Here is a 25,305-nt window from a genome sequence, read left to right as displayed (position 1 = left end):
CCCGATGAGCGCGACCACCCCCGCCCTGAGCTACCGCGACTACTCGGTGTCCTTCGGTGCCCGCACCGTCACCCGGGACGTGTCCTTCGACCTCGTCCCCGGGTCGATCCTCGCCCTCGTCGGCGAATCGGGGTCGGGCAAGTCGGTCACCGCGCTCGCTCCGCTCGGCCTCGTGCCCGGCGCGAGCCAGGCCGGATCCGTGGTGCTCTGGGATCCCGCCGGCCCGGCCGGAGGCGGGGTGGGGCTGACCGGGGCGATCGAGCTCGTCGGTCTCGACTCCGCGGAGCTGCGTCCGATCCGGGGCGAGCGGGTCGGCGTCGTCTTCCAGGAGCCGATGAGCGCGTTCAATCCGATGTTCCGGGTCGGCCATCAGATCGCCGAGGCGGTCCGGGCCCACGCCGGCAGCGACGGTGCGGGCGGGGCCGGGCGCGGGGACATCGGGCAGCGTGTGCTCGCGCAGCTGAGCGCGGTCGGCCTGCCCGATCCCGAGACGGTCGCCGAGGCCTACCCGCATGAGCTCTCCGGCGGTCAGCTGCAGCGGGCGATGATCGCGCTCGCGACGATCAACTCCCCGCAGGTCCTCATCGCCGACGAACCGACGACGGCCCTCGACGTCACCGTGCAGACGGGCATCCTCGACCTCCTCGTCGCCCAGGCCCAGGCCGGTCAGGCCGTGCTCCTCATCACCCATGACATGGGCGTCGTCGCCGACATCGCCGACCGGGTGGCCGTGATGAAGGACGGGCGGATCGTCGAGACCGGGTCCGTCGAGGACATCTTCGACCGTCCCGCCTCGGACTACACGAAGCAGCTGCTCGCCGCCGTGCCGAGGCTGAGCGCGGTCGTCGATGCGCAGACACCGTCCGCCGCGCGCCCGGACGACCCCGAGCCCGCCGCGGACGCCGTTCCCGCCGGCACCGTTCCCGCCGCCGAACTTCGCGACGCCACCGTCGTCCATCGTTCGTCCGGCCGCCAGGTCACCGCGCTCGACGACGTCAGCCTCGTCATCCCGGCGGGTCAGATCACCGGTCTCGTCGGGGAGTCGGGGTCGGGCAAGTCGACGATCGCGAACGTCCTCACCGGTGGTCAGGCGCTGACCTCGGGCGAGGCGTTCGTCGCCGGTGAGCGCGTGTCCACCCGCCCGAACCGCCGCCAGCGCCGGCTGCGCGCCGAGGTCGGCGTCGTCTTCCAGGACCCGCGGGGCTCGCTCAATCCGCGACGCTCGGTCGGGTCGCAGATCGCCGAACCCCTGAGGGTGCACACGGATCTCAGCGGCCGTGACATCGACGCCCGGGTCGATGCGCTGCTCGCCGACGTCCAGCTGCCGACCGACTTCGCCGCCCGTTTCCCGCACGAGCTCTCCGGCGGACAGCGGCAGCGCGTGGCGATCGCCCGTGCCCTCGCGCTGCGCCCGAAGCTGCTCATCGCCGACGAACCGACCTCGGCGCTCGACGTCTCCGTGCAGCGCGGGGTGCTCGCCCTCCTCGGTGAGCTCCATGCGTCGCTGGACTTCGCGTGCCTGTTCATCAGCCACGATCTCGCCGTCGTCGAACAGCTCGCCAGTCACGTCGTCGTCCTCAAGGACGGTCGCATCGTCGAGCAGGGCCCGAGCCTTCAGGTGCTCACGGATCCGGGCGAGGCCTACACGCGCCGCCTCATCGAATCCGCGCCCGTGCCCGATCCGCGCATCCAGGCGGCCAGGCGCGCCGCCCGCCTCGCCGCGTAGAACCCGCCACGACGACGAAGGCGCCGCCGGAATCCCTCCGGCGGCGCCTTCTCGCACTCGTCACTCTCAGCGAGCGGCAGTGCCCTCGGTGTAGTCGTCGTCGGTGTCCTTGAGCCAGGCGAACATCTTCCGCAGCTCCCGGCCGGTGGCCTCGATCGGGTGCTTCTCCTCCTTGGCGCGCAGCGACTTGAACTCCTCGCCGCCGTTCTTCTGGTCGGTCATGAAGCGCTCGGCGAAGGTGCCGTTCTGGATGTCGACGAGGACGCTCTCCATGTTCTCCTTGACCTCGGGCGTGATGACCCGGGGACCGGAGACGTAGTCGCCGTACTCGGCGGTGTCGGAGATCGACCAGCGCTGCTTGGCGATGCCGCCCTCGACCATGAGGTCGACGATGAGCTTGAGCTCGTGGAGGACCTCGAAGTACGCGATCTCCGGCTGGTAGCCGGCCTCGGTGAGGACCTCGAAGCCGTACTGGACGAGGTGGGAGACGCCGCCGCAGAGCACGGTCTGCTCGCCGAAGAGGTCCGTCTCGGTCTCCTCGGTGAACGTCGTCTTGATGCCGCCGGCGCGCAGACCGCCGATCGCCTTCGCGTAGGAGAGGGCGAGCTCCCAGGCGTGTCCGGTCGCGTCGACCTCGACGGCGACGAGCACGGGCACGCCGCGGCCGTCGACGTACTCGCGGCGGACCACGTGGCCCGGGCCCTTGGGCGCGATCATGACGACGTCGACGCCCTCGGGGGCCTTGATGTAGCCGAAGCGGATGTTGAAGCCGTGGATGAAGACGAGCGTCTTGCCCGGGGCGAGCTGGTCCTTGATCTCCTTCTCGAAGATCTCCGCCTGCACCTGGTCGGGGGCGGCGATGGTGATGACATCGGCCCAGGCGGCCACCTCGGCGGGGGTGCCCACTTCGAGCCCTTCGGCAGCGGCCTTGTCCCGGCTCGACGAGCCTTCCTTGAGTCCGACGCGGACCTGCGCGCCGGAGTCGCGCAGGCTCAGTGCGTGGGCGTGGCCCTGACTTCCGTAGCCGATGATGGCGACCTTCTTGCCCTGGATGACGGACAGGTCGGCATCGTCGTCGTAAAAGCGTTCTGCTGCCATTGTTGCTGCTCCTTAGAGTTTCGGGGTGCTCACCCCATTGTTTCACAGTTCGGTACAGTTGCTCACCCATTGAGACGGTCGGTGTTCCACGGCGTGGAACGTCGGCCACCCTCAGAGCGAGGTCAGTTGCGCAGGGCGCGGTCGGTGATCGACTTCGGTCCGCGTCCCACGGCGACGACGCCGGACTGGACGATCTCCTTGATCCCGAAGGGCTCGAGGACCTCGCGCAGGGCTTCGACCTTGTCGAGCTCACCGGTGGCCTCGACGCTCACCGAGTCGGTGGAGACATCGACGATCGAGGCGCGGAACATCTCCACGGCGGCAGCGACCTGCGGCCTGGTCGCCGCATTGGCCTTGACCTTGTAGATGACGTGGGCCCGGCGCACCGACGCCGCCGGTTCGAGCTCGACGATCTTGATGACGTTGACGAGCTTGTTCAGCTGCTTCGTCACCTGTTCGAGGGCGACGTCGCGGACGTCGACGACGACGGTGATGCGCGAGAGCTCATCGTGTTCGGTCACGCCGACGGCGAGGCTGTGGATGTTGAAGCCGCGGCGGGCGATGAGCCCGGTGAGACGCGCGAGCACACCGGGCTTGTTCTCGACGAGGACTGAGAGCGTGTGCCGGTTGTTCATTCCAGGCCTCCTTCGATCTGCGCCACGGAGCGCATGGTTCCGTCTTCACCGGCGGCCGCCTCGGCGATCGCCGCTTCCGCCTGCTCCTCCCCCTCGTCCTCGAAGTCCGGGCGGATGCCGTTGGCGTACTGGATCTCGTCGTTGGAGACTCCGGCGGCGACCATCGGCCAGACCATGGCATCGGGCGGGACGGTGAAGTCGAGGACGACGGGCCGGTCGTTGATCTCGAGAGCCTTCTCGATCGCCGCGTCGACCTCGTCGTTGCTGTCGACGCGCAGCGCGAAGCAGCCGTAGGCCTCGGCGAGCTTGACGAAGTCGGGGATCCGAATCGTCTCGTGCCCGGTGTTGAGGTCAGTGTTCGAGTAGCGGCCGTCGTAGAAGAGCGTCTGCCACTGCCGCACCATGCCGAGGGAGGAGTTGTTGATGATCGCGACCTTGATGGGGATGTCGTTGAGCGCGCAGGTCGCGAGCTCCTGGTTCGTCATCTGGAAGCAGCCGTCCCCGTCGATCGCCCAGACGACGCGGTCGGGTTCGGCGGCCTTCGCGCCCATCGCGGCGGGCACGGAGTAGCCCATCGTGCCGAGGCCGCCGGAGTTGAGCCACGAGCGGGGGCGTTCGAAGTCGACGAACTGGGCCGCCCACATCTGGTGCTGGCCCACGCCTGCCGCGTACACCGCCTCGGGGCCGGTGAGGGCGGAGATGCGGGAGATGACGTACTGCGGATCGCAGAGCTCGCCGTGGGAGGAGTACCCGCGCGGGTACGTCTGCTTGAGGCGCCGGAGGAACCGCCACCACGGCTCGCGCTGGCGCTCGAGGGCTTCGGGGAACTTGCCGCGCAGCTCGGTGAGGATCTCCGAGAGCACTTCGCGGGCGTCGCCGACGATCGCGACCTCGACCGCGCGGTTCTTCCCGATCTCGGCGGGGTCGATGTCGGCGTGGATGACCTGGGCGTCGGGGGCGAACGAATCGAGGTTGCCGGTCACCCGGTCATCGAAGCGGGCGCCGATGGCGATGAGCAGGTCGGCCTTCTGGAAGGCCGCGACGGCCGGCACGCTGCCGTGCATGCCCGGCATTCCGAGGTGGAGCGGGTGCGAGTCGGGGAAGGCGCCGCGGGCCATGAGCGTGGTGACGACGGGGATGTTCGTCGCCTCGGCGAGTTTGAGCAGCTCCTTCTCCGCCTCGGAGCGGATGACGCCGCCGCCGATGTAGAACACGGGACGCTGCGCCTCGCCGATGAGCCGCGCGGCCTCGCGGATCTGCTTGGCGTGGGGTTTGAGGATGGGCCGGTAGCCGGGCAGCTGCGGCTCCTCGGGCCAGACGAAGGGGGCCTCACCGGTCTGCGCGTCCTTCGTGATGTCGACGAGGACGGGTCCGGGGCGACCGGTCGTGGCGATGTGCGCGGCGTTGAGGATCGCGGAGGGGATGTCCTCGGCCTTCGTGACGAGGAAGCTGTGCTTCGTCACCGGCATCGTCATCCCGACGATGTCGGCCTCCTGGAAGGCGTCGGTGCCGAGCAGCTTCGAGCTCTGCTGGCCGGTGATGGCGAGCAGCGGCACGGAGTCCATGTGGGCGTCGGCGAGCGCGGTGATGAGGTTCGTCGCCCCCGGTCCCGAGGTCGCGATGCACACGCCGAGGCGACCCGAGGCCGCCGCGTACCCTTCGGCGGCGTGGCCGGCGCCCTGTTCGTGGCGGACGAGGATGTGGCGGATCTTGTCGGTCTCGAGCAGCGGGTCGTAGGTCGGAAGGATGGTGCCGCCGGGAAGCCCGAAGACGGTGTCGACGCCGAGGCGCTCAAGGCTGCGGACGATCGCCTGCGCGCCGGTGAGGACCTCCGGCGCCGAGGATCGCCGGATGCTGGTCGGGGTCGCGGTCACCGGGGGTGCGCTCTGCGCAGTCCCGGCGGCCGCCTTCTGAGCCGAGGGCGTGGCTGCCATCGTGTCGTATCCTTCCTGGGTTGACCCGCTCGCGTTTCGTCCCTGCATGAAAAAGCCCCTCCGGTTTCGGTAGGGGCGCGCGGAACGTGTCGTACTGACAGGCTACGGATGATCCGCGCGCTGGCTAATGACGACGACGAGAAGGTGAGTCATGCCTCAATGGTTCACCGCCCCACCGGGAGTGTCAAACGGCAGAAACGATCGTCTCGCAATTCGGGATCAACGATGCTTGATGGATGAGATCGACCGCCTCGGCGAGGCAAGGACCGTTCTCCCCGCCGATCGGCGAAACTCCACTTCAGAGCACCATGGACGCGGGAGTAACCGCGGACTAGGCTTGATGTTCGTGCGCCCCCTTCTACGCTTCTGGCCCGATCTGCGCGCGCGGATCGGCATCTACATCGTCGTTCTCGTCCTCACCCTGCTCGCGAACGGCATCCAGCTCATCGTCCCGGTCATCACCGGGTACATCATCGACGGCCCCATCACCTCGGGTGATCTCTCAGGCCTGTGGCTGCCCGTGCTCGGGGTCCTCGGCATCGGCATCGCCGAGGCGGTCGCCCTGTGGGCGCGGCGGATGATCGTCGCACCGGTGGTCTCGGCGTGGGAGATCCGCTGGCGTGCGCGCCTCTTCGACCGGCTCCAGTACACCTCGGTGGCGATCCACGACTCGTGGGAGTCGGGACAGCTGCTCTCGCGCGCGACGAACGACCTCTCGCAGCTGCGGCGGTTCTTCGCCTTCGGACTGCCGTTCCTCCTGGCAACTCCGATCGTCATCATCGTCGGCACGATCATGCTCACCGTCCTCCAACCGGTCTTCGGCCTCATCATGCTCGTCATGGCGGTGCCGACGATCATCGCCGTGGCGATGTTCGAACGGCGGTATCGGGAGACTTCGCGGCAGTCCCAGGACGCCGTCGGCGAGATCACGACCGATGTCGAGGAGTCGATCCAGGGCATCCGGATCCTCAAGTCCTTCGGCCGCTCCCCGTGGGCCGCCGAGCGCTTCTCCGTCCTGGCGCGGAAGTTCCAGGGCCTCGAGGTGCGCAAGGCGAAGCTCGACTCGTGGTTCTGGAGCGTCCTCATCCTCCTGCCCACCCTCGCCCAGGCCGCGATCGTCGGCATCGGGACCTTCGGCGTCGTCCAAGGCTGGACGACGATCGGCACCGTCGTCGCCGGGGTGACGATCTCCATGGTCCTGCGGATGCCGATCGAGATGCTCGGGTTCCTCCTCGCCGATGCCATCATGTCGATCACCGCGGCGGCCGCTACTGGGAGGTCATCGACATCCGCCACGACATCACCGATGCCGCAGGCGGCATCGACGACGACCCCGCTGTCGGCCGCCACCGCGGGGAGCTCGTCTTCGACGACGTCGACTTCCACTTCTCCGACACGGACCGTCTCACGCTCTCGGGCCTCGACCTCACGATCGAGCCCGGGCAGACGCTCGCCCTCGTCGGCACGACGGGCTCGGGCAAGACGACGCTCGCCTCGCTCGTGCCCCGGCTCCAGGACGTCACCGGCGGGGCCGTGCGCATCGACGGCGTCGACATCCGCGACCTGCCGGTCAACGAGCTGCGCCATCTCGTCTCCGTCTCCTTCGAGGACCCGATCCTCTTCTCCGCGAGCGTCCGCGACAACGTCGTCATGGGCGCCCCGGGCTCCGACGACGATGCCGTGTGGCAGGCGCTGGAGATCACCGCGGCGGACGACTTCGTCTCCCGTCTGCCCGAGGGCCTCGACACGCAGGTCGGCGAGCAGGGACTCTCCCTCTCCGGGGGACAGCGGCAGCGCCTGGCCCTGGCCCGGGCGGTCATCGGCAGGCCGCGCATCCTCGTCCTCGACGACCCGCTCTCGGCCGTCGACGTCGACACCGAGGACCGCGTGCAGCTGAAGCTGCGGGAGATCCTGCCCGATTCGACGACGCTCATCATCGCCCACCGGCCGTCGACGGCCGCACTCGCCGATGTCGTCGCCGTCCTCGACGAGGGCCGCATCGTCGCGCGGGGCACGCATGAGGAGCTCCTCGAGACCTCCCCGCTCTATCGCGAACTCATGGGAGCGGGCATGCAGGCGACCGCCTCGGCGCGCGGTGAGGGAGCGACCGCCTCGGCGGGGAACCGGCCGACGGAAGGGGGCCTGGCATGAGTGCGCCGCGCCTGGCAGAGGACGACGGGGTCGAGGAGCTGCCGCCGGACATCGCGGCCAAAGCGCGGGCGCTGCTGTTCTCGCTCGTGCGCCCGCACCTGCCGATGGCCGTGCTTCTCCTCGTCATCGTCGTCCTCACCTCGGCCACCCTCGTCATCGGGCCGCTCTTCATCGCCGACGCCCTCGACACCGGCATCCCGCAGGCCGTCGCCGGCGACCCGGCGGCGCTGACGCGGGCGATCACGCTCTTCGTCGCCTCCGCCGTCGCCTCGGCGGTGCTCGCGTTCACGGCGACCCGCCTTGTCGGCATCACCGCGCAGAAGATCATCTTCACCCTGCGCCAGCGCGTGTTCACCCATGTTCAGCGCCTTGACCTGGGGTATCACGAGAAGTCGACGTCGGGCCGCCTCGTGTCCCGGCAGACCTCGGACATGGAGTCGGTCCAGCAGTTCCTCTCGTACTCGCTGTTCGAGACTGCGCTCGCGCTGCTCCAGATGGTGTTCATCGCGATCACGCTCATCGTCCTCGATGTGCCGCTGGCGATCGTCGTCTTCGCCGGGTTCATCCCGCTGTTCTTCATCACGAAGGCCGCGCACCGGACCCAGCGCGGGGCGTACCGGCGCACCCGGACGTCGATCGCGAAGGTCATCGTCCACTTCGTCGAGACGATGGGCGGCATCCGCGCCGTCCAGGCCTACCGGCGCCAGCCCGACCGTCGCGGCACTCTGCGCGAGCAGGACACGGCGTACCGGGACGCCAACACCGATGCGCTGCGGGGCGTCGCGTGGTTCGCCGGGTGGACGCGGCTCGTCGGCAACGTCACGCAGACGGTCATCATCGTCGTCGGCGCGTGGCTCGTCATCGAGGGATGGACGCAGATCGGCGTGCTCGCCGCGTTCATCCTCTACCTGCGCCGGTTCTACGGTCCGCTCGACGAGCTCGTGCAGTCGTTCAACCTCTACCAGTCGGCGTCGGCGGCGCTCGAGAAGATCGCCGCCGTCCTCGACACGGATCCCGGCGTCCCGGCACCGGCCCAGCCCACACCCCTGCCCGCGCACACGGAGACCGGGGCGGCTGAGTCGGCGGGGGCGGCCGGGGCGGCTGAGTCGAATGGGTCATCCACCTCGGCGACGGGACGGTCGATCGACCTCACGGACGTCCGCTTCGCCTACGCCGACGGACCCGATGTCCTCCCCCGCTTCGACCTGACGATCCCGGCGGGGCAGATCGTTGCGCTCGTCGGCGCCACGGGTGCCGGCAAGTCGACGCTCGTCAAGCTCGTCACCCGGTTCTACGATCCTTCGGAGGGCACGGTCAGTCTCGACGGGGTCGACCTGCGCGACCTCGATGACGCACAGCTGCGCTCGAGCGTCGTCATGGTCACGCAGGAGTCGTTCCTCTTCGCCGGCACGATCGCCGACAACATCCGGATCGGCAATCCGGAGGCCACCGACGCCGAGGTGGTCGCCGCCGCCCGGGCGGTCGGGCTCGACCCCTACATCCGCCGCCTGCCCGACGGCTACGACACCGACGTGAAGAAGCGCGGCGGCCGGCTGAGCTCGGGCCAGCGGCAGCTCGTGTCGTTCGCCCGGGTGTTCCTCGCCGATCCCGATGTCGTCGTCCTCGATGAGGCGACCGCTCACCTCGACATCCCGTCGGAGAGGCTCGTGCAGAAGGCGCTCGCGACGGTGCTCGAGGGCAGGACGGCGATCATCATCGCCCACCGGCTCTCGACCGTCGAGATCGCCGACCGCGTGCTCGTCATGGACGCCGGGCGCATCGTCGAGGACGGCACGCCCGAGGAGCTCATCGCCGGCACCGGTCGCTTCGCCCAGCTCCACCGCGCCTGGCGCGACACCCTCGTGTGAGGGGCCCGGCGGCGTTCGCGGCGTCCGCTGGCGATCGACGCCCCGAACCGACAAATACGCCCCGAGCCGACGTCCGCCCGTCTTCGACGCCCTCAACCGACAAATACGCCCTGCGCTAACCGCGTATTTGTCGGTTCACCGCGTCGATACTGCCGCGTGCGGAGTGTGACCGCGTATTTGTCGGTTCACCGCGTCGGTGCCGCCGGTGTACGGGCGCTGACGAGCCGTGCCAGATCGGTGAACGGGCGCCGGCGCCACAGGTCCTTCCAGAAGATGCGGACGACGGTGTAGCCGAGAGCCCTCAGCTGCCGCTCGCGTTCGCGCTCCCTGTCGAACGCGTGACGGGGGTCCGTGTCGTCGATCGTGTATTTGATCCGGCCGTCGAACTCGAGGATCGTCTTCGATGCGGCGTGGAGGAAGTCGACCCGAGCGACGAAGCGACCGTGGGCGTCGGCGATCTCCACCTGCGGCTCGAACCCGGTGAGGCCGACCTCGTGGAGCCTCACCGCGCTGATCGACTCTCCGGGTGACTCGCGACGCGGATCGGCGAGGTCGAGAGCCGCCGCGACGCGGAATCGGCCGCGAGTCTCGCGGCACTTCGCGGCGGCGTCGCGCAGTCCGTCCGGCGTCACCACGTGCCGACGCAGTGCGTCGTCGAGCATGGGCACGCTGATGTCGAGGTCGCAGTCGCGGGCGACATCGATGAGCGTGCGCTCCCGTGTCGTCAGGGCGACATCGCCAAGGCGGTCGATCTGTCCTGGAGGAACGTCGCGCCGTCGTATGAACAGGTGGGCGTGCCGCTTGTTCGTGGAGGTTCGGATGACTTCGACGAACGGCTTGTCCATCTTCACGATGGTGAAGTCCCACAGCAGAGCGGCCGACAGATGGGAGAAGACCTCCACGTCGTGGCGACCCGACTCCCCCGACCGACCGTTGACGACATCGGCACGGGTGCGGATGAGGACCTTGGCCCGAGCGAGCACGTCGCGCACGTCTCCCACTTCCTCGAACAACTCGGCCTCGCCGAGCGTGACCGCGTCCGCGATCCTGGCGTGCCTGGGATTGTCACACAGGCGCTTGACCGCGAACCGCCCCCGAGCGACTCGCTCCAGGCAGCAGTCGGCTGCCACGCTCACGTCGCGGTCGGAGCAGCCGAGACGTCTCAGGTCGGCGGTCGTGAACACCTGATACATGACATCATTCTGCGCCTATCGATACCAAACGTCAATATAGCTGAGCAAATGCGTCACAGTGCACTCACACTGTGCTTCGACGTGAGTAGCGCGGACAGGCCTGAGCAGCCAGCGCGCGACACATTCCGCTGCGACGCCCCGAACCGACAAATACGCCCTGCGCTAACCGCGTATTTGTCGGTTCACCGCGTCGGTGTCCGCCGCCTCACTCCGTGATGAGAGGGACGAACCGGTAGCGGCCGTGCCGGGTGATCGTCACTGCGCCGGCGGCCGCGCCCGTGCGTTCGACGCGGAGCATCACCTCGGCGACCGGGATGACCATGACTCCCCCGACAGACAGCTGCGCGACGAGGCTGTCGGGCAGTTCATCAGCACCGGCGGACACGAGGATGCGATCGAACGGCGCGCGCTCGGGTCGGCCGAGCACCCCGGGCGTCGCCTCGGCGAATTCGAGGCAGTCGATGCCGAGCCCGGCGACGGCGGAGATAGAACGATCGAGGAGCTCCCGGTGACGCTCGACGCCGATGACGCGGCCGCCGGGCCCGACGAGCGCGCCGAGGAGGGCGGTCGTCCATCCCGAGCCGGACCCCAGATCGAGGACGGTCTCCCCCGGTTCGACGCCGAGTAGCGCGAGCATGTCGGCGACGGTGCTCGGCTGCGAGTTCGTCTGCCCGCACCCGATCTCGAGCGGCACATTGCTGTCCGACCAGCCCTGCTGGCCAGCGGGCAGGAAACGGTGCCGCGGCACCTGCGCGAACGCCTCGGCGAGCGTGACCGGTTCTGAGCGAGCGCTCATGGCACGAGGATACGCCCACATTTCGGCGCGCACGATGGCAGGAATGAATTCCGGCAACGACCCCGTAGAGCACAACGACTCTTGCCAGGCATGACACGGCATGGCAGAGTGAAAAATGTCAACGATCATTGACTTCGAAGGATCTGTTCACCGCCTTCGGGCATGACGAAGCCGCTGCACGGAGGTGCGGATGAATCCCACTCGGGTGAGGGCGCGCCGCCGTGCATTCGGGTTCACTCAAGCCCACCTCGCCGAAGCGGTCGGGGTCTCTAGACAGACCATCATCGCCATCGAGGGCGGCGACTACTCCCCGAGCGTCCATCTCGCACTCCGCATCGCCGCGGTGCTCGAAACGAGCGTCGAAGATCTCTTCGAGGTCGAGTCAACGAGGAAGAACACCACCCCACAGTGAAGGAGAGAGACTGATGAGTTCGACTCCCGACGAACACGACAATGAGCGCTCCGCTCACGGTTTCGACCGCGATCCGGGGAGCCGCAGGACGTCTGCGCTGGCGGCCCACCTCGACTCCGGGCTGGAACGGGTCTCTGGAATCTCCGATATGCCGGAAGCCGACGAGCGTGAGCGCGACGTCATCTTCCGATCCCTGGCCATCGGCTTCACCGTCTTCCGCTGGACGTCAGTCGCAATTGCGCTCCTCTTCCTGGCCTCCGGCCTCTGGTGGGCGACCGTAGTCGTTCTCGCTTCGGCGGACCTTCCGTTCTGGGTCGCTCGCTTCCATGCCCGGCGGCGAGGGGTGAACCTCTATCGCCAATCCGGCCTTGCCCGAAGAGAGTGGACCACGAGATCCACTCTGATGATGTTGGGTGTGTTCGCTGTGATGCTCGGACTCATCGCCTTTCAGTCGACAGTGGGCCACCCGCTTCTGCCATGGTCGTGGAGCGTCGGGGCTCCGACCGAGTTGGAATCGTCGGCACCTCCGATCGTCGGCGCTGCGGTCGGGCTGATCATCGGCTGGAGCCTACGCCGCAAGAGGTCGCGTGCGGCTCTGAAATAGGAGTCGAGGCGCGACGGCGCCGCGTCGGGAAGCGAGCGGCCGCGAGTACAGTTGACCCGTGACGAATGCAGAGCTCGACCGCGCGCGGACCCTCATCACCTCGATCCCCGACTACCCGGAGCCCGGGGTGAACTTCCGCGACATCTCCCCGCTGCTCGCCGACGGCACCGCGTTCAACGCCGTCACCGATGCGCTCATCGCGCCGTTCGTCGGGCACTTCGACTTCGTCGGCGGACTCGAGGCGCGCGGATTCCTCTTCGCCGGGGCGATCTCGGCGAAGACCGGTGCGGGCATCCTCCCCATCCGCAAGGCCGGCAAACTGCCCAAACCCGCCGCGGCCGTGTCCTACACCCTCGAGTACGGCACCGCGACGATCGAAGCCCCCGACGTCCTGCGCCCAGGCGATCGCGTCCTTCTTGTCGACGACATCCTCGCCACCGGCGGGACGCTCAGCGCGGCGCAGGCTCTCGTCACCGAACTCGGCGCCGAGGTGGTCGGCTCAGCCGTCGTCCTCGAGCTCACCGACCTCGGCGGTCGTGCCCATACCGGCGACGTCCACACCGTGTTCGCGGACTGAACCGCCGGCCGCGCTGACGCGGCAATGCACCCTGCCTGCACCACCGCCTCGGCGCCGGAGAATTCACGCTCAGCGCAATCGGAGAAATCATCCAGACTTCGGGAATGATTCGGGCGGTGAGTGTCGTTGTACGCTCTGTTGTGTGCCGGATACCGGCGCGCGACTTCGGGTCGAGGCGTCCCACCGGGCGCCGACCAGACCATCATCCGTGACGAAAGGCGACACCATGTCGGTACCAGATCTCACCCTCAATGACGGCTTGACCATCCCGCAGCTCGGCTTCGGCGTCTTCAAGGTCGACCCCAAGGAGACCGAGCGCATCGTCACCGATGCCCTCGAAGTCGGCTACCGTCACATCGACACCGCCGCTGTCTACGGCAACGAAGAGGGCGTCGGACGCGCCCTCGCCGCTTTGGGCATCCCCCGCGACGAGCTCTTCATCACCACCAAGCTGTGGAACGACCGCCACGGCGCCGCCGAATCGCGCCGCGCGCTCGAGGAGAGTCTGACGAAGCTCGGACTCGACTACGTCAACCTCTACCTCATCCACTGGCCGACCCCGGCGCAGAAGAACGCCGTCGAGACCTGGGAAGCGTTCCCCGGCTACCGCGACGAGGGCCTCACCCGCTCGATCGGCGTGTCGAACTTCGACTACCGCTACCTGCCGGAGATCCTCGACACCGGCATCATCCCGGCCGTCGACCAGATCGAGCTGCACCCGCAGTTCCAGCAGATCGACACCCGCCCCCTCCTGGCCGAGAACGACATCAAGATCGAAGCCTGGGGACCGCTGGGTCAGGGCAATGTCGACTACGCGTCGACCGTGATCGGCGAGATCGCCGAGGCACACGGCAAGTCGTGGGCCCAGGTCATCATCCGCTGGCACCTGCAGCGCGGCCACATCCTCTTCCCCAAGTCGAACAACCGCGAGCGCATGGCGCAGAACTTCGACGTCTTCGACTTCACCCTCACCGACGCCGAGATGGCCTCTATCGACGCGCTCGAGAACGGCGGTCGCGTCTCGGCCGATCCCGCCGACGTGAACTGACGTACGGAAGCGAGCTGACCTCGCCGAGGTTGTGCGGACTGACGTGGTCCGCTGAGGTCCGCACCGGCTGAGTCCGGTGCCACAACACCATGAGAACGCGGGCGAAATTGTTTCGCCCGCGTTCTGCGTTGGTGGGGTCAGCTCGGATCAGGGGCAGGTCGTTCGCCGTCGCCGCCGTCACCGTCGGCAGGGTCCCCGCCGAGCACGTCACCGGTGCGACCGCCGTAAGCGGCGATCTTGTATTCGGTGGCGGCCAGCGACAGGGTGAGCTCGCGGATACGGCGACGGATCGTGTCGCGGTGCTCGATGAGCAGGTCGAGCCTCTCCGGCACGGTCGTCTCCCCCGCCTCGACGAGTTCGACGTAGTGGGCGAGGTCGCGCATGGGCATCCCGGACAGCCGCATCCGGGTGAGGAACACCAACCGCCGCTGAGCCTCGGCGCCGTAGACACGATGCCCGGCTGTGTCCCGGTCCACCGCGACGAGCCCCTTGCTCTCGTAGTACCGCAGGGTGTGGGGTGAGAGGCCGAGCAGCTCGGAGATCTCCGCGATCGACAGCGAAGCGGCCTCGTCACCGCTGTTGACCATCCGGTGGATGATCTCGACCGGCAGCGTCCCGTCGACCTCGGCGAAGTCGCCCAGGTCCGCGAGGATCCGGCTCATGAGATCGTCGGTCGCCATGCTCACACCGCCCGCTGTGAAGGTCGCATGCCGGGAAAGTCAGCGCTCTCCGCCACGGCGGCCAGGCGCTCGACCTCGGCCGCACCTCCACTGTACGCCGCCCGCAGACGTCGCACCGCCTCGGCGCCGAGAGGCAGACGCAAGGGCAGCTCACCACTGCCTTCAAGGCTCGCCTCGACCAGATCGACGATGATCGCCGCCGCACGGACTGGGTCTCCCTCCTGCCGGCCGTCGACCTCGGCGAGATCCGTGCGGGCTGGTCCGACGATCGCCGCATAGACGTCCGTTCCCGCGGTCACCCCCAGCGAATGCGCGGTATTGAACCCGGTCCGGAACCGTGAGGGCTCCACGAGCATCACGCCGATGCCCAGCGGACCCACCTCGGCGGCCAGTGCCTCCGACCAGCCTTCGAGCGCGAACTTGCTCGCCGAGTAGGCCCCCGCCGCGGGAAACGACACTCGCCCTCCCTGACTGCTCATCTGGACGATCGCACCACGGCCCCGCGCCCGCATGAGCGGCAGGATGGCGCGGGTGAGAGCGGCGGCCGCGAAGAAGTTGAGCTCGAGCTGCTCCCTGAGCGCGCTGAGGCCGATCTCCTCGACAGCCCCGACGATCGCCCGCCCCGCATTGTTGATGAGGACATCGACGTCGAGGTCGGTCAGTGCCTCCCCCACTTCGGCGACGGCGGTCTCATCACGGAGATCCGCGGTGAGGACGGTGAGGCGCTCCCCGACGTCCGCCTTGAGCTTCTGCAGGGACTCCGGGTCGCGGACCACGACGACGGCATCGTGCCCGCGCGCCAGCACCTCCTCGGTCAGTGCCCGCCCGAACCCCTGCGAGGCACCGGTGATCGCCCAGCGCCGCCGGTGCTCGGACGGCTCGCGTACCTCTGTCGTCGTTGTCGTCGCTGCTGTGTTGGTCTCGATGTGTGAGTTCATGACAGCGACGCTACAAGTTCGAGCGCACTCGAACGCAAGGCCGAGCGCCGAAGAAGTTCGCTGCCCTGGTGGCTCGCGCCTCTCCGCGTCCCTTACGTCAGCACACGGATCGGCTCACCGGCGATCCACGCCGCGATGTCCTCGACCGCCTGCGGGTAGAAGATCCGATACGTGCCCTCGGTGACATAGCCGAGGTGCGGGGTGAGCACGGTCCGCGGGCTCGTGCGCAGCGGATGGTCGGCGGGCAGCGGCTCGGTGTCGTAGACGTCGAGGCCCGCCCCGCGGATCGCTCCGGAGTCGAGCGCGTCGGTCAGCGCCGCGGTGTCGATGAGCCCGGCCCGCGAGGTGTTGACGAGGATCGCGCTCTGCCTCATCAGCGCGAGCTCGTTCGCCCCGATGAGCCCGCGACTGCGGTCGCTGAGCTTGTAGTGGATCGTCACGACGTCGGAGGTCTCCAGCAGCTCTTCCTTGCCCACGGCGCGCACCCCCACCTCGGCGGCGCGTTCGGGCGTGAGATTCGCACTCCACGCGACGACGTCCATCCCGAAGGCCTGCCCGATGCGGGCCACGCGCGATCCCAGGCGACCCAGACCGATGACGCCGAGGCGGGACCCGGCCAGGTCTGCTCCGATCGTCTCCTGCCATCCTCCGGCCCTCATCCGCGCATCCTCGGCGGGGATGCTGCGGGCCACGGCGAGGATGAGCCCCCACGTCAGCTCCGGTGTCGCCGTCCGCGGCGCGTCGGTGCCGCAGACCGTGATCCCGTGCGCACGGGCGGCGTCGAGGTCGATCGACGCGTTCGCCGCCCCCGTGGTCACGAGCAGCCGCAGGTCGGGAAGCGCCGCCAGACGCTGCGCATCGAAGACGGTGCGCTCACGCATCGCGACGACCACCTCGGCGCCGGAGAGCAGCGCTGTCAGGTCAGCGGTGCCGGTGACCGGACGCGTGACGACGGTGAAGTCGGCCGGCAGCGTCGCCCAGTCCGCGAAGGACCGGGCGACGTCCTGGTAGTCGTCGAGGACGACGATGCGCATCAGCCGCAGACGGCTCCGGTCGACGCCGACTGGACGAGCTTCGCGTACTTGCCGAGCACCCCGGTGAGCCGGTGGTTCTCCGGGATCGTCCACGCCTTGCGCCGTTCGGCGAGCACCTCCTCGTCGACGTGGAGCTCGATCGAGCGCGCCGCGATGTCGACGGTGATCCGGTCCCCGTCCTCGACGAGGGCGATCGGCCCGCCGTCGACGGCCTCGGGGGCGACGTGACCGATGCACAGCCCGGTCGAGCCGCCGGAGAAGCGACCGTCGGTGATGAGGAGGACGTCCTTGCCGATGCCCGCTCCCTTGATGGCTCCGGTGATCGCGAGCATCTCGCGCATCCCCGGACCGCCCTTGGGCCCTTCGTAGCGGATGACGACGACGTCGCCCTTCTTCAGCTCGCCGCCGAGCACCGCGTCCATCGCCGGCTGCTCCTGGTCGAAGACGCGCGCGGTGCCCTCGAAGACGTCGGCGTCGAAGCCCGCGGACTTCACGACCGCGCCTTCGGGGGCGAGCGACCCGCGCAGCACCGTGAGGCCGCCGGTCGCGTGGATCGGGTTGTTGAGCGCCCGGAGGATCTTCCCGTCGGGGTCCGGCGGGTTGATCGCGGCGAGGTTCTCCGCCACCGTCTTGCCGGTCACCGTCATGCAGTCGCCGTTGAGCAGACCCGCATCGAGGAGGGCCTTCATGATGACGGGCACCCCGCCGATCTTGAACACGTCGTTCATCACGTACTCGCCGAAGGGCTTGACGTTGCCGAGGTGCGGCACCTTGTCGCCGATCCGATTGAAGTCGTCGAGTTCGAGCTCGACGCCCGCCTCGTGGGCGATCGCCAGCAGGTGGAGAACGGCGTTCGTCGAACCGCCGAAGGCCATGACGACGGCGATCGCGTTGTGCAGCGACTCCTTCGTGATGATGTCCTTCGTCGTGATCCCCCGGCGCAGGAGTTCGACGACGGCCTCGCCGGACTGGCGGGCGAAGATCATCCGGTTGCGGTGGATCGCCGGCGGCGCGGCCGATCCGGGCAGGGACATCCCCATCGCCTCGGCGGCCGAGGCCATCGTGTTCGCGGTGTACATGCCGCCGCAGGCACCCTCACCGGGGCAGACGGCACGTTCGATGGCGTCGACGTCCTCGCGGGTGATCGTGCCGGCCCGGCATGCGCCGACGGCCTCGAACGCGTCGATGAGCGTGACCTCCTTCTCCGTGCCGTCGGAGAGCTTCGCGGTGCCCGGCATGATCGAGCCGTTGTAGAGGAAGACGCTCGAGAGTCCGAGGCGGGCGGCGGCCATGAGCATGCCGGGGATCGACTTGTCGCAGCCGGCCATGAGGACGGAGCCGTCGAGGCGCTCGGCGCTCATCACGGTCTCGACGGAGTCGGTGATGACCTCGCGCGAGACGAGCGAGTAGTGCATGCCCTCATGTCCCATCGAGATGCCGTCGGAGACGGAGATCGTCCCGAACTCGAGCGGGTAGCCGCCCGCGGCGTGGACGCCTTCCTTCGCGGCTCCGGCGAAGCGCTGGAGGGAGAGGTTGCACGGGGTGATCTCGTTCCACGACGAGGCGACGGCGATCTGCGGCTTCGACCAGTCCTCGTCGCCCATGCCGACGGCGCGGAGCATGCCGCGCGAGGCGGTGCTCTCGAGCCCGTCCGTGACATCGCGGGAACGCGGTTTGATGTCCGGTGCTGAAGTGGGGGTATCAATGCTCATGGGGGCACTCTACGCTTCCGTCCGGCATACGTCGGCGCGGTTCTCGCATGGTGGAACCAACGTTTCGGGCCGCGCGTGGGTCCCACGTGCGGCCCCGTGCAGGGCCGCACCCGGGGCCGCCCAGTGCCCCGCCCTCCCCCGCGGCCTCAGTCGAGCTCGACGACGTTGAGCAGCTTCTCCCCGTCGTTGATCCGGCGCACCTGTTCGGCGAGGATCTTCACCACACGCGGTTCGAACGCCGAGGTGTCGCCGCCGACGTGCGGGGTGATGAGCGTGTTCGGGGTTCCCCACAGCGGGTGGTTCTCCGGCAGCGGCTCGGGATCCATGACGTCGAGGGCGGCATGGAGGCGGCCGGTATTCAGCTCCGCGACGAGGGCGTCGGTGTCGACGACCTTGCCCCGGGCGACGTTGACGATGAGCGCGTTGTCCGGCAGGGACTTGAGGAACTCGGCATCGACGAGGTGGTGCGTCGAATCCGTCAGCGGCGTGATGAGGACGACGACGTCGGTGTGCGGGAGCAGATCGGGCAGCTCGTCGACACCGTGGACGACCCCGTGATCGTCTTCGCGGGCGGTCGTGCCCACCCGGGTGAGCTCGACCTCGAACGGGGCGAACCGGTCGGCGATCGCCCGCCCGATCTCACCGACGCCGACGACCATGACGCGCCGGTCCTGTAGCGAACGGTAGCGCTGATGATTCCACGTCCGCGACACCTGGTTGCGCACCGCATCGTCGATCCCGCGCAGGCTCGCCAGGGTCAGCGCGAGCGCGAGCTCCGCCGTCCCGCCCGTGTGGACGCCCGACGCCGTGGCCACCTCGATGCCCTGTTCGGGCAGGTGGGCGACAGGATCGTACCCGGTCGTCTGCGTGATGACGAGGCGAAGATTGGGCAGCTCGCCGAGGAGGTCGATCGTTCCCGCCGAATCCATGTACGGCAGGACGACGACGTCGACATCGTCCTTGCTCAGCTTCGCCGACTTCTCCTTGTCGGAGTAGACGACCAGGTCGACGTTGGCCCGCTGGTGGGCGGGGATGCGCGCGATGACGCGGTTGCGGAGTTCGGAATCGGGGAACGCGATGGTCGTGATCGTCATACGGCCATTGTGACACGGGCCTCACGGCCGCAGGCAAGCCCGATTGCTCCCCTGGTCCTCAGTCGAGGCCAGCGGCGATCCGGGAGAACACCGTGCCGATGATCTCCAGCTCCTCGTCGCTGACCTGCGAGAGGACCACCTCGTCGATGGCCCGCCGATGCAGCCGGGCGGCGTCGAGGAACCGCCGGGCCCCCACCTCGGTGAGGCGGACGTTGTGGGACCGGCGGTCGTCGGCACACGTCGTCTTCTCGACGAGACCGGCGTCCTCGAGGACCTTGATCCGGTAGTTGAGCCGCGACGGGGAGAACACGAGACCCTTGGCCAGCGCCCCCATCGTCAGCGTCCGATCCGGCGCCTCCCACAGCAGCAGGAGGGCGTTGTAGTCGCTGACCGTCAGCCCCGCCTGCTCCTTGAGGCGGTCGTCGAGCTCCTGCCGGATGCGCTGGGACGTCTCGAAGTACGTCCGCCACGCCCACTGCGCGCGCTCTTCGCGGCCGCGCCCGAAGCGGATGACCGGGGCGGCTGTCGTCTCACTCATCGTCAGCCCTCGAGCAGCTGCGCGAACGGGGTGATGCGGTTCGGGTCGAACTCGTCGTCGACGCCGCGCTTCTCCCCGCGTCCGATCGTGATCCGATGCGGGGCGAGGCTGTCGGGACCTTCGTTCCCGTCGACCTCGTCTCCTTCGCCGCCCTCGCCACCGGTCAGGCCCCGGATCGACGCGGTCAGTGCCACGAGCTCCTCCCCGGCCTGCCTGACCCGCGAGTTGAGTGCGCGTCCGCCCTCGGCGCTGCCCCAGTCGTCGGTGGCGGCGAAGACCGTCGTCGGCACGACGATGCCCTTGAGGTAGGACAGCATCGGCCGCATCGCCGTCTCCCCGGCGAGCGAATGCCGCGAGGTCCCGCCCGTCGAGGCGATGAGCACGGGCGTGCCCGCCAGTGCCTTCTCGTCGATGAGCTGCCAGAAGAGCGTGTGCAGCCCGACGGGGGCGACCTTGTAGACCGGGGTGACGGTGATGATGGCGTCCGCCTCGGCGACCTTGAGGTAAGCCTCCTCAAGCTCCTCGGAGCGGAATCCGGTGAGCGCCATGTCCGTGAGCGCGGTGCTCAGGCTGCGGACGTTGATGTGCTCGGTCTCGACCGTCAGCCCTGCTGCCCGGCCCGCCGAGGCGGCCGCATCGACGATCCGATCGCTGAGCTTCTGCGTCGTCGAGTCCTCGCTCAGCGAGGTCGTGACTGCGAGGATCTTCATTCGGTCTGCGCTCCTGTCTCCGCTTCGGCCTTCTTCTCGGCGTCGGCCTTCGCGGCTTCCTGGCGAGCCTGCTCGGCCTCGGCCGCGCGGGCTTCGCGATCCTTGTACGCCTGCGATCCGGGTCCGCCGCCGGGGATCGGGTCCCGGCCCTCCTTGTGCCGCAGCACGAGCGACTCGTGGGTCGGGGCGTCGGGCACGTCGGCGGGACGGTTCTTCGCGAACTCCTTGCGCAGGACCGGCACGACTTCCTCGCCGAGGAGGTCGAGCTGTTCGAGCACGGTCTTGTGCGGCAGGCCCGCGTGGTCGATGAGGAACATCTGACGCTGGTAGTCGCCGGCCCAGTCGCGGAAGCTCAGGGTCCGTTCGATGACCTCCTGCGGGGATCCCACGGTCAGCGGCGTCTGCTTCGCGAAGTCCTCGAGGCTGGGGCCGTGGCCGTAGACCGGGGCGTTGTCGAAGTAGGGACGGAACTCCTTGACCGCGTCCTGCGAGTTCTTCCGCATGAACACCTGCCCGCCGAGTCCGACGATCGCCTGGTCGGCACGACCGTGACCGTAGTACTCGTAGCGCTGACGGTAGAGCTGGACCATCCGCGCGGTGTGCGAGGTCGGCCAGAAGATGTTGTTGTGGAAGAAGCCGTCGCCGTAGTACGCGGCCTGCTCGGCGATCTCAGGGCTGCGGATCGAGCCGTGCCACACGAACGGCGGAACGTCGTCGAGCGGCCACGGGGTGACGGTGAACCCGTTGAGCGGAGTGCGGAACTTGCCCTCCCAGTCGAGGTTCTTCTCCCGCCACAGGCGGTAGAGGAGGTTGTAGTTCTCGACGGCCAGCGGGATGCCCGCGCGGATGTCCTTGCCGAACCACGGGTAGACGGGACCGGTGTTGCCGCGGCCCATGATGAGGTCGAGGCGTCCGTCCGCGAGATGCTGGGCGTACGAGTAGTCCTCGGCGATGCGGACGGGATCCGTCGTCGTGATGAGCGTCGTCGCGGTCGAGAGCTGGAGCTTCTCGGTCTGCGCGGCGATGTTGGCGAGCAGCACGGGCGGATTCGCGGGAGCGACGAACGGCGGGTTGTGGTGCTGTCCCGTCGCGAAGACATCGAGGCCGACCTCTTCGGCCTTCTTCGCAAGCTCGACCGTGTTCTTGATCCGCTGGTGCTCGGAGATGGTGGTGCCGTCGGTCGGGTCAGTCGTGACGTCGCCGATGGTGAAGATACCGAATTCCATGACTGCTCCTCGTCTCTGTGACCGGCCGTTGGGGCCAGCCTACAGTGGTTGAAACTTCAGTTTTGAAGCAACTTGTTGAAATCTTAACAGTCAAGGTTCCGGATGTATTCCCGCGCCTGGCGAGCGCGTTCTCAGTGGGGAGGAATCAGGATTCCGGCGGGCTCGGGGTCGATGAGATTCTGCCCGCCGAGCGAACCCCGGAATGCGTCTCCGAGGTGGATCCAGCTCGAATTCGGGCCAGGAATCGAGCGGGATCCACCTCCGCAGGCAGTCTCCTTCGTCAGATGGACGCACCTCGGCGGCCCAAGTGGGCTGCCAGGGTCCGTGCGAAGGCAGTCATGTCGGTCCTCTTCGTCACGCGCAGAACGATCCACCCCTCGGCTTCCATGAGTTCGCGGCGCCGGATGTCGGCAGCGAACCGCGCCTCCGAGGTGCGATGCTGGTCGCCCTCGTATTCGATGGCGATCCTGAGGTCGGGATAGCCGAGATCCGGATGCAGCAGACAGTCTCCGATGGTGCTGCGCAGCGGCGGATGGACTGCCGGTTCCGGGAAGCCCTCGCCGATCAGCCACAGTCGCAGCCACGTCTCGCGCGGGGACTCGACCGTCGGGCGCATCAGTGACAGCGCCCGCTCGATTCTGCGCCGCTCCGTGACACGGGGACGCTCGAGGATCCTCGTGCTCAGCTCCTCAATGCCGATGTAGGGGCCGCCGGCCTGTCGACCGATCGCCGCATCACCCAGCTGCACCAATTCCTCTGTGCTCAGCGACGGCGCCAGCTGCACGACGAGAAGCGGAATGCTCACCAGCGGCAGTTCGAGCAGCGGTATGTCATCGGCCTCATGGAACATCGAGCGGTGCAGGATCACTCCCGGCCGCTCGATTTTCAGACCCCGCGAGCCGCTCGATACGTGAATCGCCTTGTCGCGGAGGCGGTGGGGCATGGGCAGTCCGTACAGCTGCGCGGCAGTCGCGTGGCTGCCGGCGACGCCGGGGTGGAGCAGCCGCAGTCCACGCAGCCTGACCAGAGTCACGAGCCAGTCCTCATCGGCCCAGAGCGGCGCGGGGATCTCCGTCTCGTCCTCGACATCGATCCACACACCGCGGAAGATCTGGATGTACCGTCCCTTGGTGCCCACCGCGTACCGCGAGACTCCACGCTGCTGCGGCGATCCCATCATGAAGGGCGTGGGGGCCTTCCGAAACCGCACTGATTCGTTCAACGAGGTCCACATACGGACAGCATCGGTGGGGCCGCCCGATGAGCGCCAGCCCCAGTGAGAGGCCTGTGGATGGAGAATTCTCATCCACAGCGAAATGAGCATGAGTCACAGTGGTCCGTAACCACCCCGTGCAGTGGAGAGGGATCGACGATGCGCCGTGATCCCGACCCGACCCCGCCGTGATGACTGCACGGTGGAAGGTCGAGAGCTACCCGGAGCAACGCTACCGAGGTGGATTCCGCTCGAGATCCGGCCGGGAATCGAGCGGGATCCACCTCGGCGATGACTCTGTCGGGTTGACCGATCCTCGCCGAGGTGGGGCGCAGACCCAGCAGTGACCCTCGGTCAGATCCAGATGGCGGGGTCGAAGAGCTCGAAGTCGGCGTCCGCCGTCTCCTGCGGCTCCGGTGCCGGAGCGGCACCGGTGCGCTTGGGGCGCACCGTGGCGGGGATGCCGACCGCGCTCGATTCGGCGGGGACGTCTTTGACGACGACGGCGTTCGCCCCGACCGAGGAGTTGTCGCCGACGACGACGGGTCCGAGGATCTTCGCACCGGCGCCGACGAGGACGTGGTTGCCGATCGTGGGGTGCCGCTTCGTCTTCTCCATCGACGTGCCGCCGAGGGTGACCTGGTGGTAGAGCATGACGTCGTCGCCGATGTCCGAGGTCTCGCCGATGACGACGCCGTTGGCGTGGTCGATGAAGAAGCGCCTGCCGATCGTCGCCCCGGGGTGGATCTCGACCCCGGTGAGGGTGCGCACGACCTGGGAGAGGAGCCGCGCGGGGACTTTGAGCTCATCGTGCTGCCACATCCGGTGCAGCCCCCTGTGCGCCCAGATCGCGTGGAGGCCCGGGTAGGAGAGCATCGAGACGACGTCACTCGAGGCCGCCGGGTCACGGCGCTTGACGGTGTCGAGGTCCTCCCGCAGCGCGGCCCGGACCGTGGGCCTCGTCAGACCGTATGCCGCCGCACCCGCCGCTGCGGCCGCCGCCGCCCACAGTGCCTTCATGTCCTCATCTCCTCATCCCGCGTGCTTCTCATCCCCTCAAAGAGTGCTCAAGGGGCGCCGGTGACCGACGCCCCTTGAGCGATCCCGTGCTGTCGTCTCCCTCAGTCGTCGAGGTACTGGGAGAAGAGCGGCGTTGAGAGGTAGCGCTCGCCGAAGTCGGGAAGGATGACGACGATGCGCTTGCCGGCGAACTCCGGCCGCGAGGCGACCTGTTCGGCGGCGACGAGCGCGGCACCGGAGGAGATGCCGACGAGCAGGCCCTCCTCCTTCGCGAGTTCACGGGCCCGATCGAAGGCGGCATCGTTGTCGATGTCGATGACCTCGTCGTAGATCTCGGTGTCGAGGATCGCCGGGACGAAGTTGGCGCCGATGCCCTGGATTGTGTGCGGACCGGCCTTGCCCTCGGTGAGCAGCGGCGACGCCGAGGGCTCGACGGCGACGATGCGGACGTCGGGCTTCGCCTCGCGCAGGGCGGCTCCCGCACCGGAGATCGTGCCGCCGGTGCCGATGCCGGAGACGAAGACGTCGATGTCGCCATCGGTGTCGGCGAGGATCTCAGGACCGGTCGTCGCCTTGTGGATGGCGGCATTCGCCTCGTTCTCGAACTGACGCACGAGCACCGCGCCGTCGGCGGCGATCTCCTCGGCCTTCTCGACCGCGCCCTTCATACCCAGGGCCTTGTCGGTGAGGACGAGTTCGGCGCCGAAGGCGCGCAGCAGGGCGCGGCGCTCCTTCGACATCGACTCGGGCATCGTGAGGACGACCTTGTAGCCGCGGGAGGCCCCGACCATGGCCAGGGCGATGCCGGTGTTGCCCGAGGTCGCTTCGACGATCGTGCCGCCGGGCTGGAGCTGACCGGACGCCTCGGCGGCGTCGATCATCGCCACGCCGATGCGGTCCTTGACCGAGTTCGCCGGATTGTAGGATTCGAGCTTCGCGATGATCTCGGCCCCGGTGCGCTCGCTGGCCTTGTTGAGGCGGATGAGCGGGGTGCGACCGACGAGTTCGGAGACGTTGCTGTAGATGGTCAAGTCATGTCCTTCCAGATGTCCGTGGGCAGTCGAGCCTCGGCTGCGGCTGTCATCTCGTGGAACGAGA

Annotated in this window: 23 protein-coding genes and 1 pseudogene; 8 read left to right on the top strand and 16 right to left on the bottom strand. The window is 68.4% G+C overall.

From position 1 onward, the window contains the following. Positions 1-4: 4 nt before the first annotated feature. Positions 5-1,726 carry an ATP-binding cassette domain-containing protein gene (locus tag AC2W7K_RS11420; RefSeq protein WP_198499215.1) on the top strand — a complete coding sequence of 574 codons (1,722 nt, stop codon included), beginning with the start codon at positions 5-7 and terminating at the stop codon, positions 1,724-1,726. A 66-nt stretch (positions 1,727-1,792) separates the two neighbouring features. On the opposite strand, the gene ilvC is transcribed toward AC2W7K_RS11420, so the two are convergent. From ilvC to AC2W7K_RS11405, 3 genes are all read right to left on the bottom strand, one after another. Then, positions 1,793-2,824 (bottom strand): ketol-acid reductoisomerase, encoded by a 1,032-nt coding sequence (gene ilvC, locus AC2W7K_RS11415; protein ID WP_137826545.1) that lies wholly within the window; start codon positions 2,822-2,824, stop codon positions 1,793-1,795. Between the two features lie 122 nt (positions 2,825-2,946). After that, on the bottom strand, positions 2,947-3,459 hold the full coding sequence (ilvN, locus tag AC2W7K_RS11410) for an acetolactate synthase small subunit (protein ID WP_137826546.1): 513 nt from the start codon (positions 3,457-3,459) through the stop codon (positions 2,947-2,949). Beyond that, a complete protein-coding gene (locus tag AC2W7K_RS11405; protein WP_198499216.1) occupies positions 3,456-5,393 on the bottom strand; it encodes an acetolactate synthase large subunit in 1,938 nt (645 codons plus the stop codon). Before AC2W7K_RS11405 ends, ilvN begins: the two co-directional genes overlap by 4 nt. A 151-nt stretch (positions 5,394-5,544) precedes the next feature. On the opposite strand from AC2W7K_RS11405, the pseudogene AC2W7K_RS11400 reads away from it, so the two are divergent. The 3 genes and pseudogenes from AC2W7K_RS11400 to AC2W7K_RS11390 form a co-directional block, all read left to right on the top strand. Next, positions 5,545-6,543, top strand: a pseudogene (locus AC2W7K_RS11400) (ABC transporter transmembrane domain-containing protein); the annotation flags it as partial. Beyond that, positions 6,459-7,544, top strand: a complete 1,086-nt coding sequence (locus tag AC2W7K_RS11395) for an ABC transporter ATP-binding protein (protein WP_486006197.1) — start codon at positions 6,459-6,461, stop codon at positions 7,542-7,544. The pseudogene AC2W7K_RS11400 and the gene AC2W7K_RS11395, both read left to right, overlap by 85 nt. Then, complete coding sequence (locus AC2W7K_RS11390) at positions 7,541-9,412, top strand: ABC transporter ATP-binding protein (RefSeq protein WP_198499217.1); 1,872 nt, start codon at positions 7,541-7,543, stop codon at positions 9,410-9,412. Before AC2W7K_RS11395 ends, AC2W7K_RS11390 begins: the two co-directional genes overlap by 4 nt. 185 nt (positions 9,413-9,597) lie before the next feature. Here the strand turns inward: AC2W7K_RS11390 and AC2W7K_RS11385 are convergent, their stop codons facing one another. Together AC2W7K_RS11385 and AC2W7K_RS11380 are read right to left on the bottom strand one after the other, a co-directional pair. Next, positions 9,598-10,404, bottom strand: a complete 807-nt coding sequence (locus tag AC2W7K_RS11385; protein WP_198499218.1) for a hypothetical protein — start codon at positions 10,402-10,404, stop codon at positions 9,598-9,600. Between the two features lie 406 nt (positions 10,405-10,810). Next, positions 10,811-11,401, bottom strand: a complete 591-nt coding sequence (locus AC2W7K_RS11380; protein ID WP_198499219.1) for a protein-L-isoaspartate O-methyltransferase family protein — start codon at positions 11,399-11,401, stop codon at positions 10,811-10,813. 190 nt (positions 11,402-11,591) lie between these two features. On the opposite strand from AC2W7K_RS11380, the gene AC2W7K_RS11375 reads away from it, so the two are divergent. The 4 genes from AC2W7K_RS11375 (at position 11,592) to AC2W7K_RS11360 (ending at position 14,042) form a co-directional block, all read left to right on the top strand. Next, entirely contained in the window at positions 11,592-11,813 is a 222-nt protein-coding gene (locus tag AC2W7K_RS11375) for a helix-turn-helix transcriptional regulator (protein ID WP_198499220.1), read from the top strand. 13 nt (positions 11,814-11,826) lie between these two features. Beyond that, positions 11,827-12,417 carry a hypothetical protein gene (locus AC2W7K_RS11370; protein WP_198499221.1) on the top strand — a complete coding sequence of 197 codons (591 nt, stop codon included), beginning with the start codon at positions 11,827-11,829 and terminating at the stop codon, positions 12,415-12,417. Positions 12,418-12,475: 58 nt separating this feature from the next. After that, complete coding sequence (locus AC2W7K_RS11365; protein WP_198499222.1) at positions 12,476-12,994, top strand: adenine phosphoribosyltransferase; 519 nt, start codon at positions 12,476-12,478, stop codon at positions 12,992-12,994. Positions 12,995-13,220: 226 nt separating this feature from the next. Further along, a complete protein-coding gene (locus AC2W7K_RS11360; RefSeq protein ID WP_486006196.1) occupies positions 13,221-14,042 on the top strand; it encodes an aldo/keto reductase in 822 nt (273 codons plus the stop codon). Between the two features lie 137 nt (positions 14,043-14,179). Here the strand turns inward: AC2W7K_RS11360 and AC2W7K_RS11355 are convergent, their stop codons facing one another. The 11 genes from AC2W7K_RS11355 to cysK all read right to left on the bottom strand — a co-directional run bounded on the left by AC2W7K_RS11355 (position 14,180) and on the right by cysK (position 25,238). Further along, positions 14,180-14,722: a MerR family transcriptional regulator gene (locus AC2W7K_RS11355; protein WP_198499224.1), complete on the bottom strand. Its 543-nt coding sequence runs from the start codon at positions 14,720-14,722 to the stop codon at positions 14,180-14,182. 2 nt (positions 14,723-14,724) lie between these two features. Continuing rightward, positions 14,725-15,660, bottom strand: coding sequence for an SDR family NAD(P)-dependent oxidoreductase (locus AC2W7K_RS11350; protein ID WP_198499225.1), 936 nt, complete (start codon positions 15,658-15,660; stop codon positions 14,725-14,727). Positions 15,661-15,752: 92 nt separating this feature from the next. After that, positions 15,753-16,694 carry a D-2-hydroxyacid dehydrogenase family protein gene (locus tag AC2W7K_RS11345; RefSeq protein WP_211978990.1) on the bottom strand — a complete coding sequence of 314 codons (942 nt, stop codon included), beginning with the start codon at positions 16,692-16,694 and terminating at the stop codon, positions 15,753-15,755. After that, a complete protein-coding gene (gene ilvD, locus AC2W7K_RS11340) occupies positions 16,694-18,406 on the bottom strand; it encodes a dihydroxy-acid dehydratase (RefSeq protein ID WP_137826555.1) in 1,713 nt (570 codons plus the stop codon). The genes AC2W7K_RS11345 and ilvD overlap by 1 nt, the downstream gene beginning before the upstream one ends. Before the next feature lie 146 nt (positions 18,407-18,552). Next, on the bottom strand, positions 18,553-19,500 hold the full coding sequence (locus AC2W7K_RS11335) for a 2-hydroxyacid dehydrogenase (protein WP_211978989.1): 948 nt from the start codon (positions 19,498-19,500) through the stop codon (positions 18,553-18,555). Between the two features lie 58 nt (positions 19,501-19,558). Continuing rightward, positions 19,559-20,038 carry a MarR family winged helix-turn-helix transcriptional regulator gene (locus tag AC2W7K_RS11330; protein ID WP_198499229.1) on the bottom strand — a complete coding sequence of 160 codons (480 nt, stop codon included), beginning with the start codon at positions 20,036-20,038 and terminating at the stop codon, positions 19,559-19,561. Positions 20,039-20,040: 2 nt separating this feature from the next. After that, positions 20,041-20,748, bottom strand: a complete 708-nt coding sequence (locus AC2W7K_RS11325) for a CE1759 family FMN reductase (protein WP_211978988.1) — start codon at positions 20,746-20,748, stop codon at positions 20,041-20,043. Further along, positions 20,745-21,974: an LLM class flavin-dependent oxidoreductase gene (locus tag AC2W7K_RS11320; RefSeq protein ID WP_137826559.1), complete on the bottom strand. Its 1,230-nt coding sequence runs from the start codon at positions 21,972-21,974 to the stop codon at positions 20,745-20,747. Before AC2W7K_RS11320 ends, AC2W7K_RS11325 begins: the two co-directional genes overlap by 4 nt. Before the next feature lie 280 nt (positions 21,975-22,254). After that, positions 22,255-23,112 carry a hypothetical protein gene (locus AC2W7K_RS11315; RefSeq protein WP_211978987.1) on the bottom strand — a complete coding sequence of 286 codons (858 nt, stop codon included), beginning with the start codon at positions 23,110-23,112 and terminating at the stop codon, positions 22,255-22,257. Between the two features lie 429 nt (positions 23,113-23,541). Beyond that, a complete protein-coding gene (epsC, locus tag AC2W7K_RS11310; protein WP_211978986.1) occupies positions 23,542-24,207 on the bottom strand; it encodes a serine O-acetyltransferase EpsC in 666 nt (221 codons plus the stop codon). Between the two features lie 101 nt (positions 24,208-24,308). After that, the gene (cysK, locus tag AC2W7K_RS11305; protein WP_211978985.1) at positions 24,309-25,238 is read right to left on the bottom strand and encodes a cysteine synthase A; all 930 of its coding nucleotides are present in this window, start codon (positions 25,236-25,238) and stop codon (positions 24,309-24,311) included. Positions 25,239-25,305 lie beyond the last annotated feature (67 nt).

Source organism: Brevibacterium sp. LAARM2_SD2, from assembly GCF_057364785.1.
The sequence above is the reverse complement of the archived record's forward strand: the minus strand, read 5'-3'. Positions and strand labels throughout refer to the sequence as shown.

Coding starts and splice junctions, on each gene's coding strand:
- AC2W7K_RS11420 (WP_198499215.1), top strand. CDS start 5: ATGAGCGCGACCACCCCCGCCCTGAGCTACCGCGACTACTCGGTGTCC.
- ilvC (WP_137826545.1), bottom strand. CDS start 2,824: ATGGCAGCAGAACGCTTTTACGACGACGATGCCGACCTGTCCGTCATC.
- ilvN (WP_137826546.1), bottom strand. CDS start 3,459: ATGAACAACCGGCACACGCTCTCAGTCCTCGTCGAGAACAAGCCCGGT.
- AC2W7K_RS11405 (WP_198499216.1), bottom strand. CDS start 5,393: ATGGCAGCCACGCCCTCGGCTCAGAAGGCGGCCGCCGGGACTGCGCAG.
- AC2W7K_RS11390 (WP_198499217.1), top strand. CDS start 7,541: ATGAGTGCGCCGCGCCTGGCAGAGGACGACGGGGTCGAGGAGCTGCCG.
- AC2W7K_RS11380 (WP_198499219.1), bottom strand. CDS start 11,401: ATGAGCGCTCGCTCAGAACCGGTCACGCTCGCCGAGGCGTTCGCGCAG.
- AC2W7K_RS11375 (WP_198499220.1), top strand. CDS start 11,592: ATGAATCCCACTCGGGTGAGGGCGCGCCGCCGTGCATTCGGGTTCACT.
- AC2W7K_RS11370 (WP_198499221.1), top strand. CDS start 11,827: ATGAGTTCGACTCCCGACGAACACGACAATGAGCGCTCCGCTCACGGT.
- AC2W7K_RS11360 (WP_486006196.1), top strand. CDS start 13,221: ATGTCGGTACCAGATCTCACCCTCAATGACGGCTTGACCATCCCGCAG.
- AC2W7K_RS11355 (WP_198499224.1), bottom strand. CDS start 14,722: ATGGCGACCGACGATCTCATGAGCCGGATCCTCGCGGACCTGGGCGAC.
- AC2W7K_RS11350 (WP_198499225.1), bottom strand. CDS start 15,660: ATGAACTCACACATCGAGACCAACACAGCAGCGACGACAACGACGACA.
- AC2W7K_RS11345 (WP_211978990.1), bottom strand. CDS start 16,694: ATGCGCATCGTCGTCCTCGACGACTACCAGGACGTCGCCCGGTCCTTC.
- ilvD (WP_137826555.1), bottom strand. CDS start 18,406: ATGAGCATTGATACCCCCACTTCAGCACCGGACATCAAACCGCGTTCC.
- AC2W7K_RS11335 (WP_211978989.1), bottom strand. CDS start 19,500: ATGACGATCACGACCATCGCGTTCCCCGATTCCGAACTCCGCAACCGC.
- AC2W7K_RS11330 (WP_198499229.1), bottom strand. CDS start 20,038: ATGAGTGAGACGACAGCCGCCCCGGTCATCCGCTTCGGGCGCGGCCGC.
- AC2W7K_RS11325 (WP_211978988.1), bottom strand. CDS start 20,748: ATGAAGATCCTCGCAGTCACGACCTCGCTGAGCGAGGACTCGACGACG.
- AC2W7K_RS11320 (WP_137826559.1), bottom strand. CDS start 21,974: ATGGAATTCGGTATCTTCACCATCGGCGACGTCACGACTGACCCGACC.
- epsC (WP_211978986.1), bottom strand. CDS start 24,207: ATGAAGGCACTGTGGGCGGCGGCGGCCGCAGCGGCGGGTGCGGCGGCA.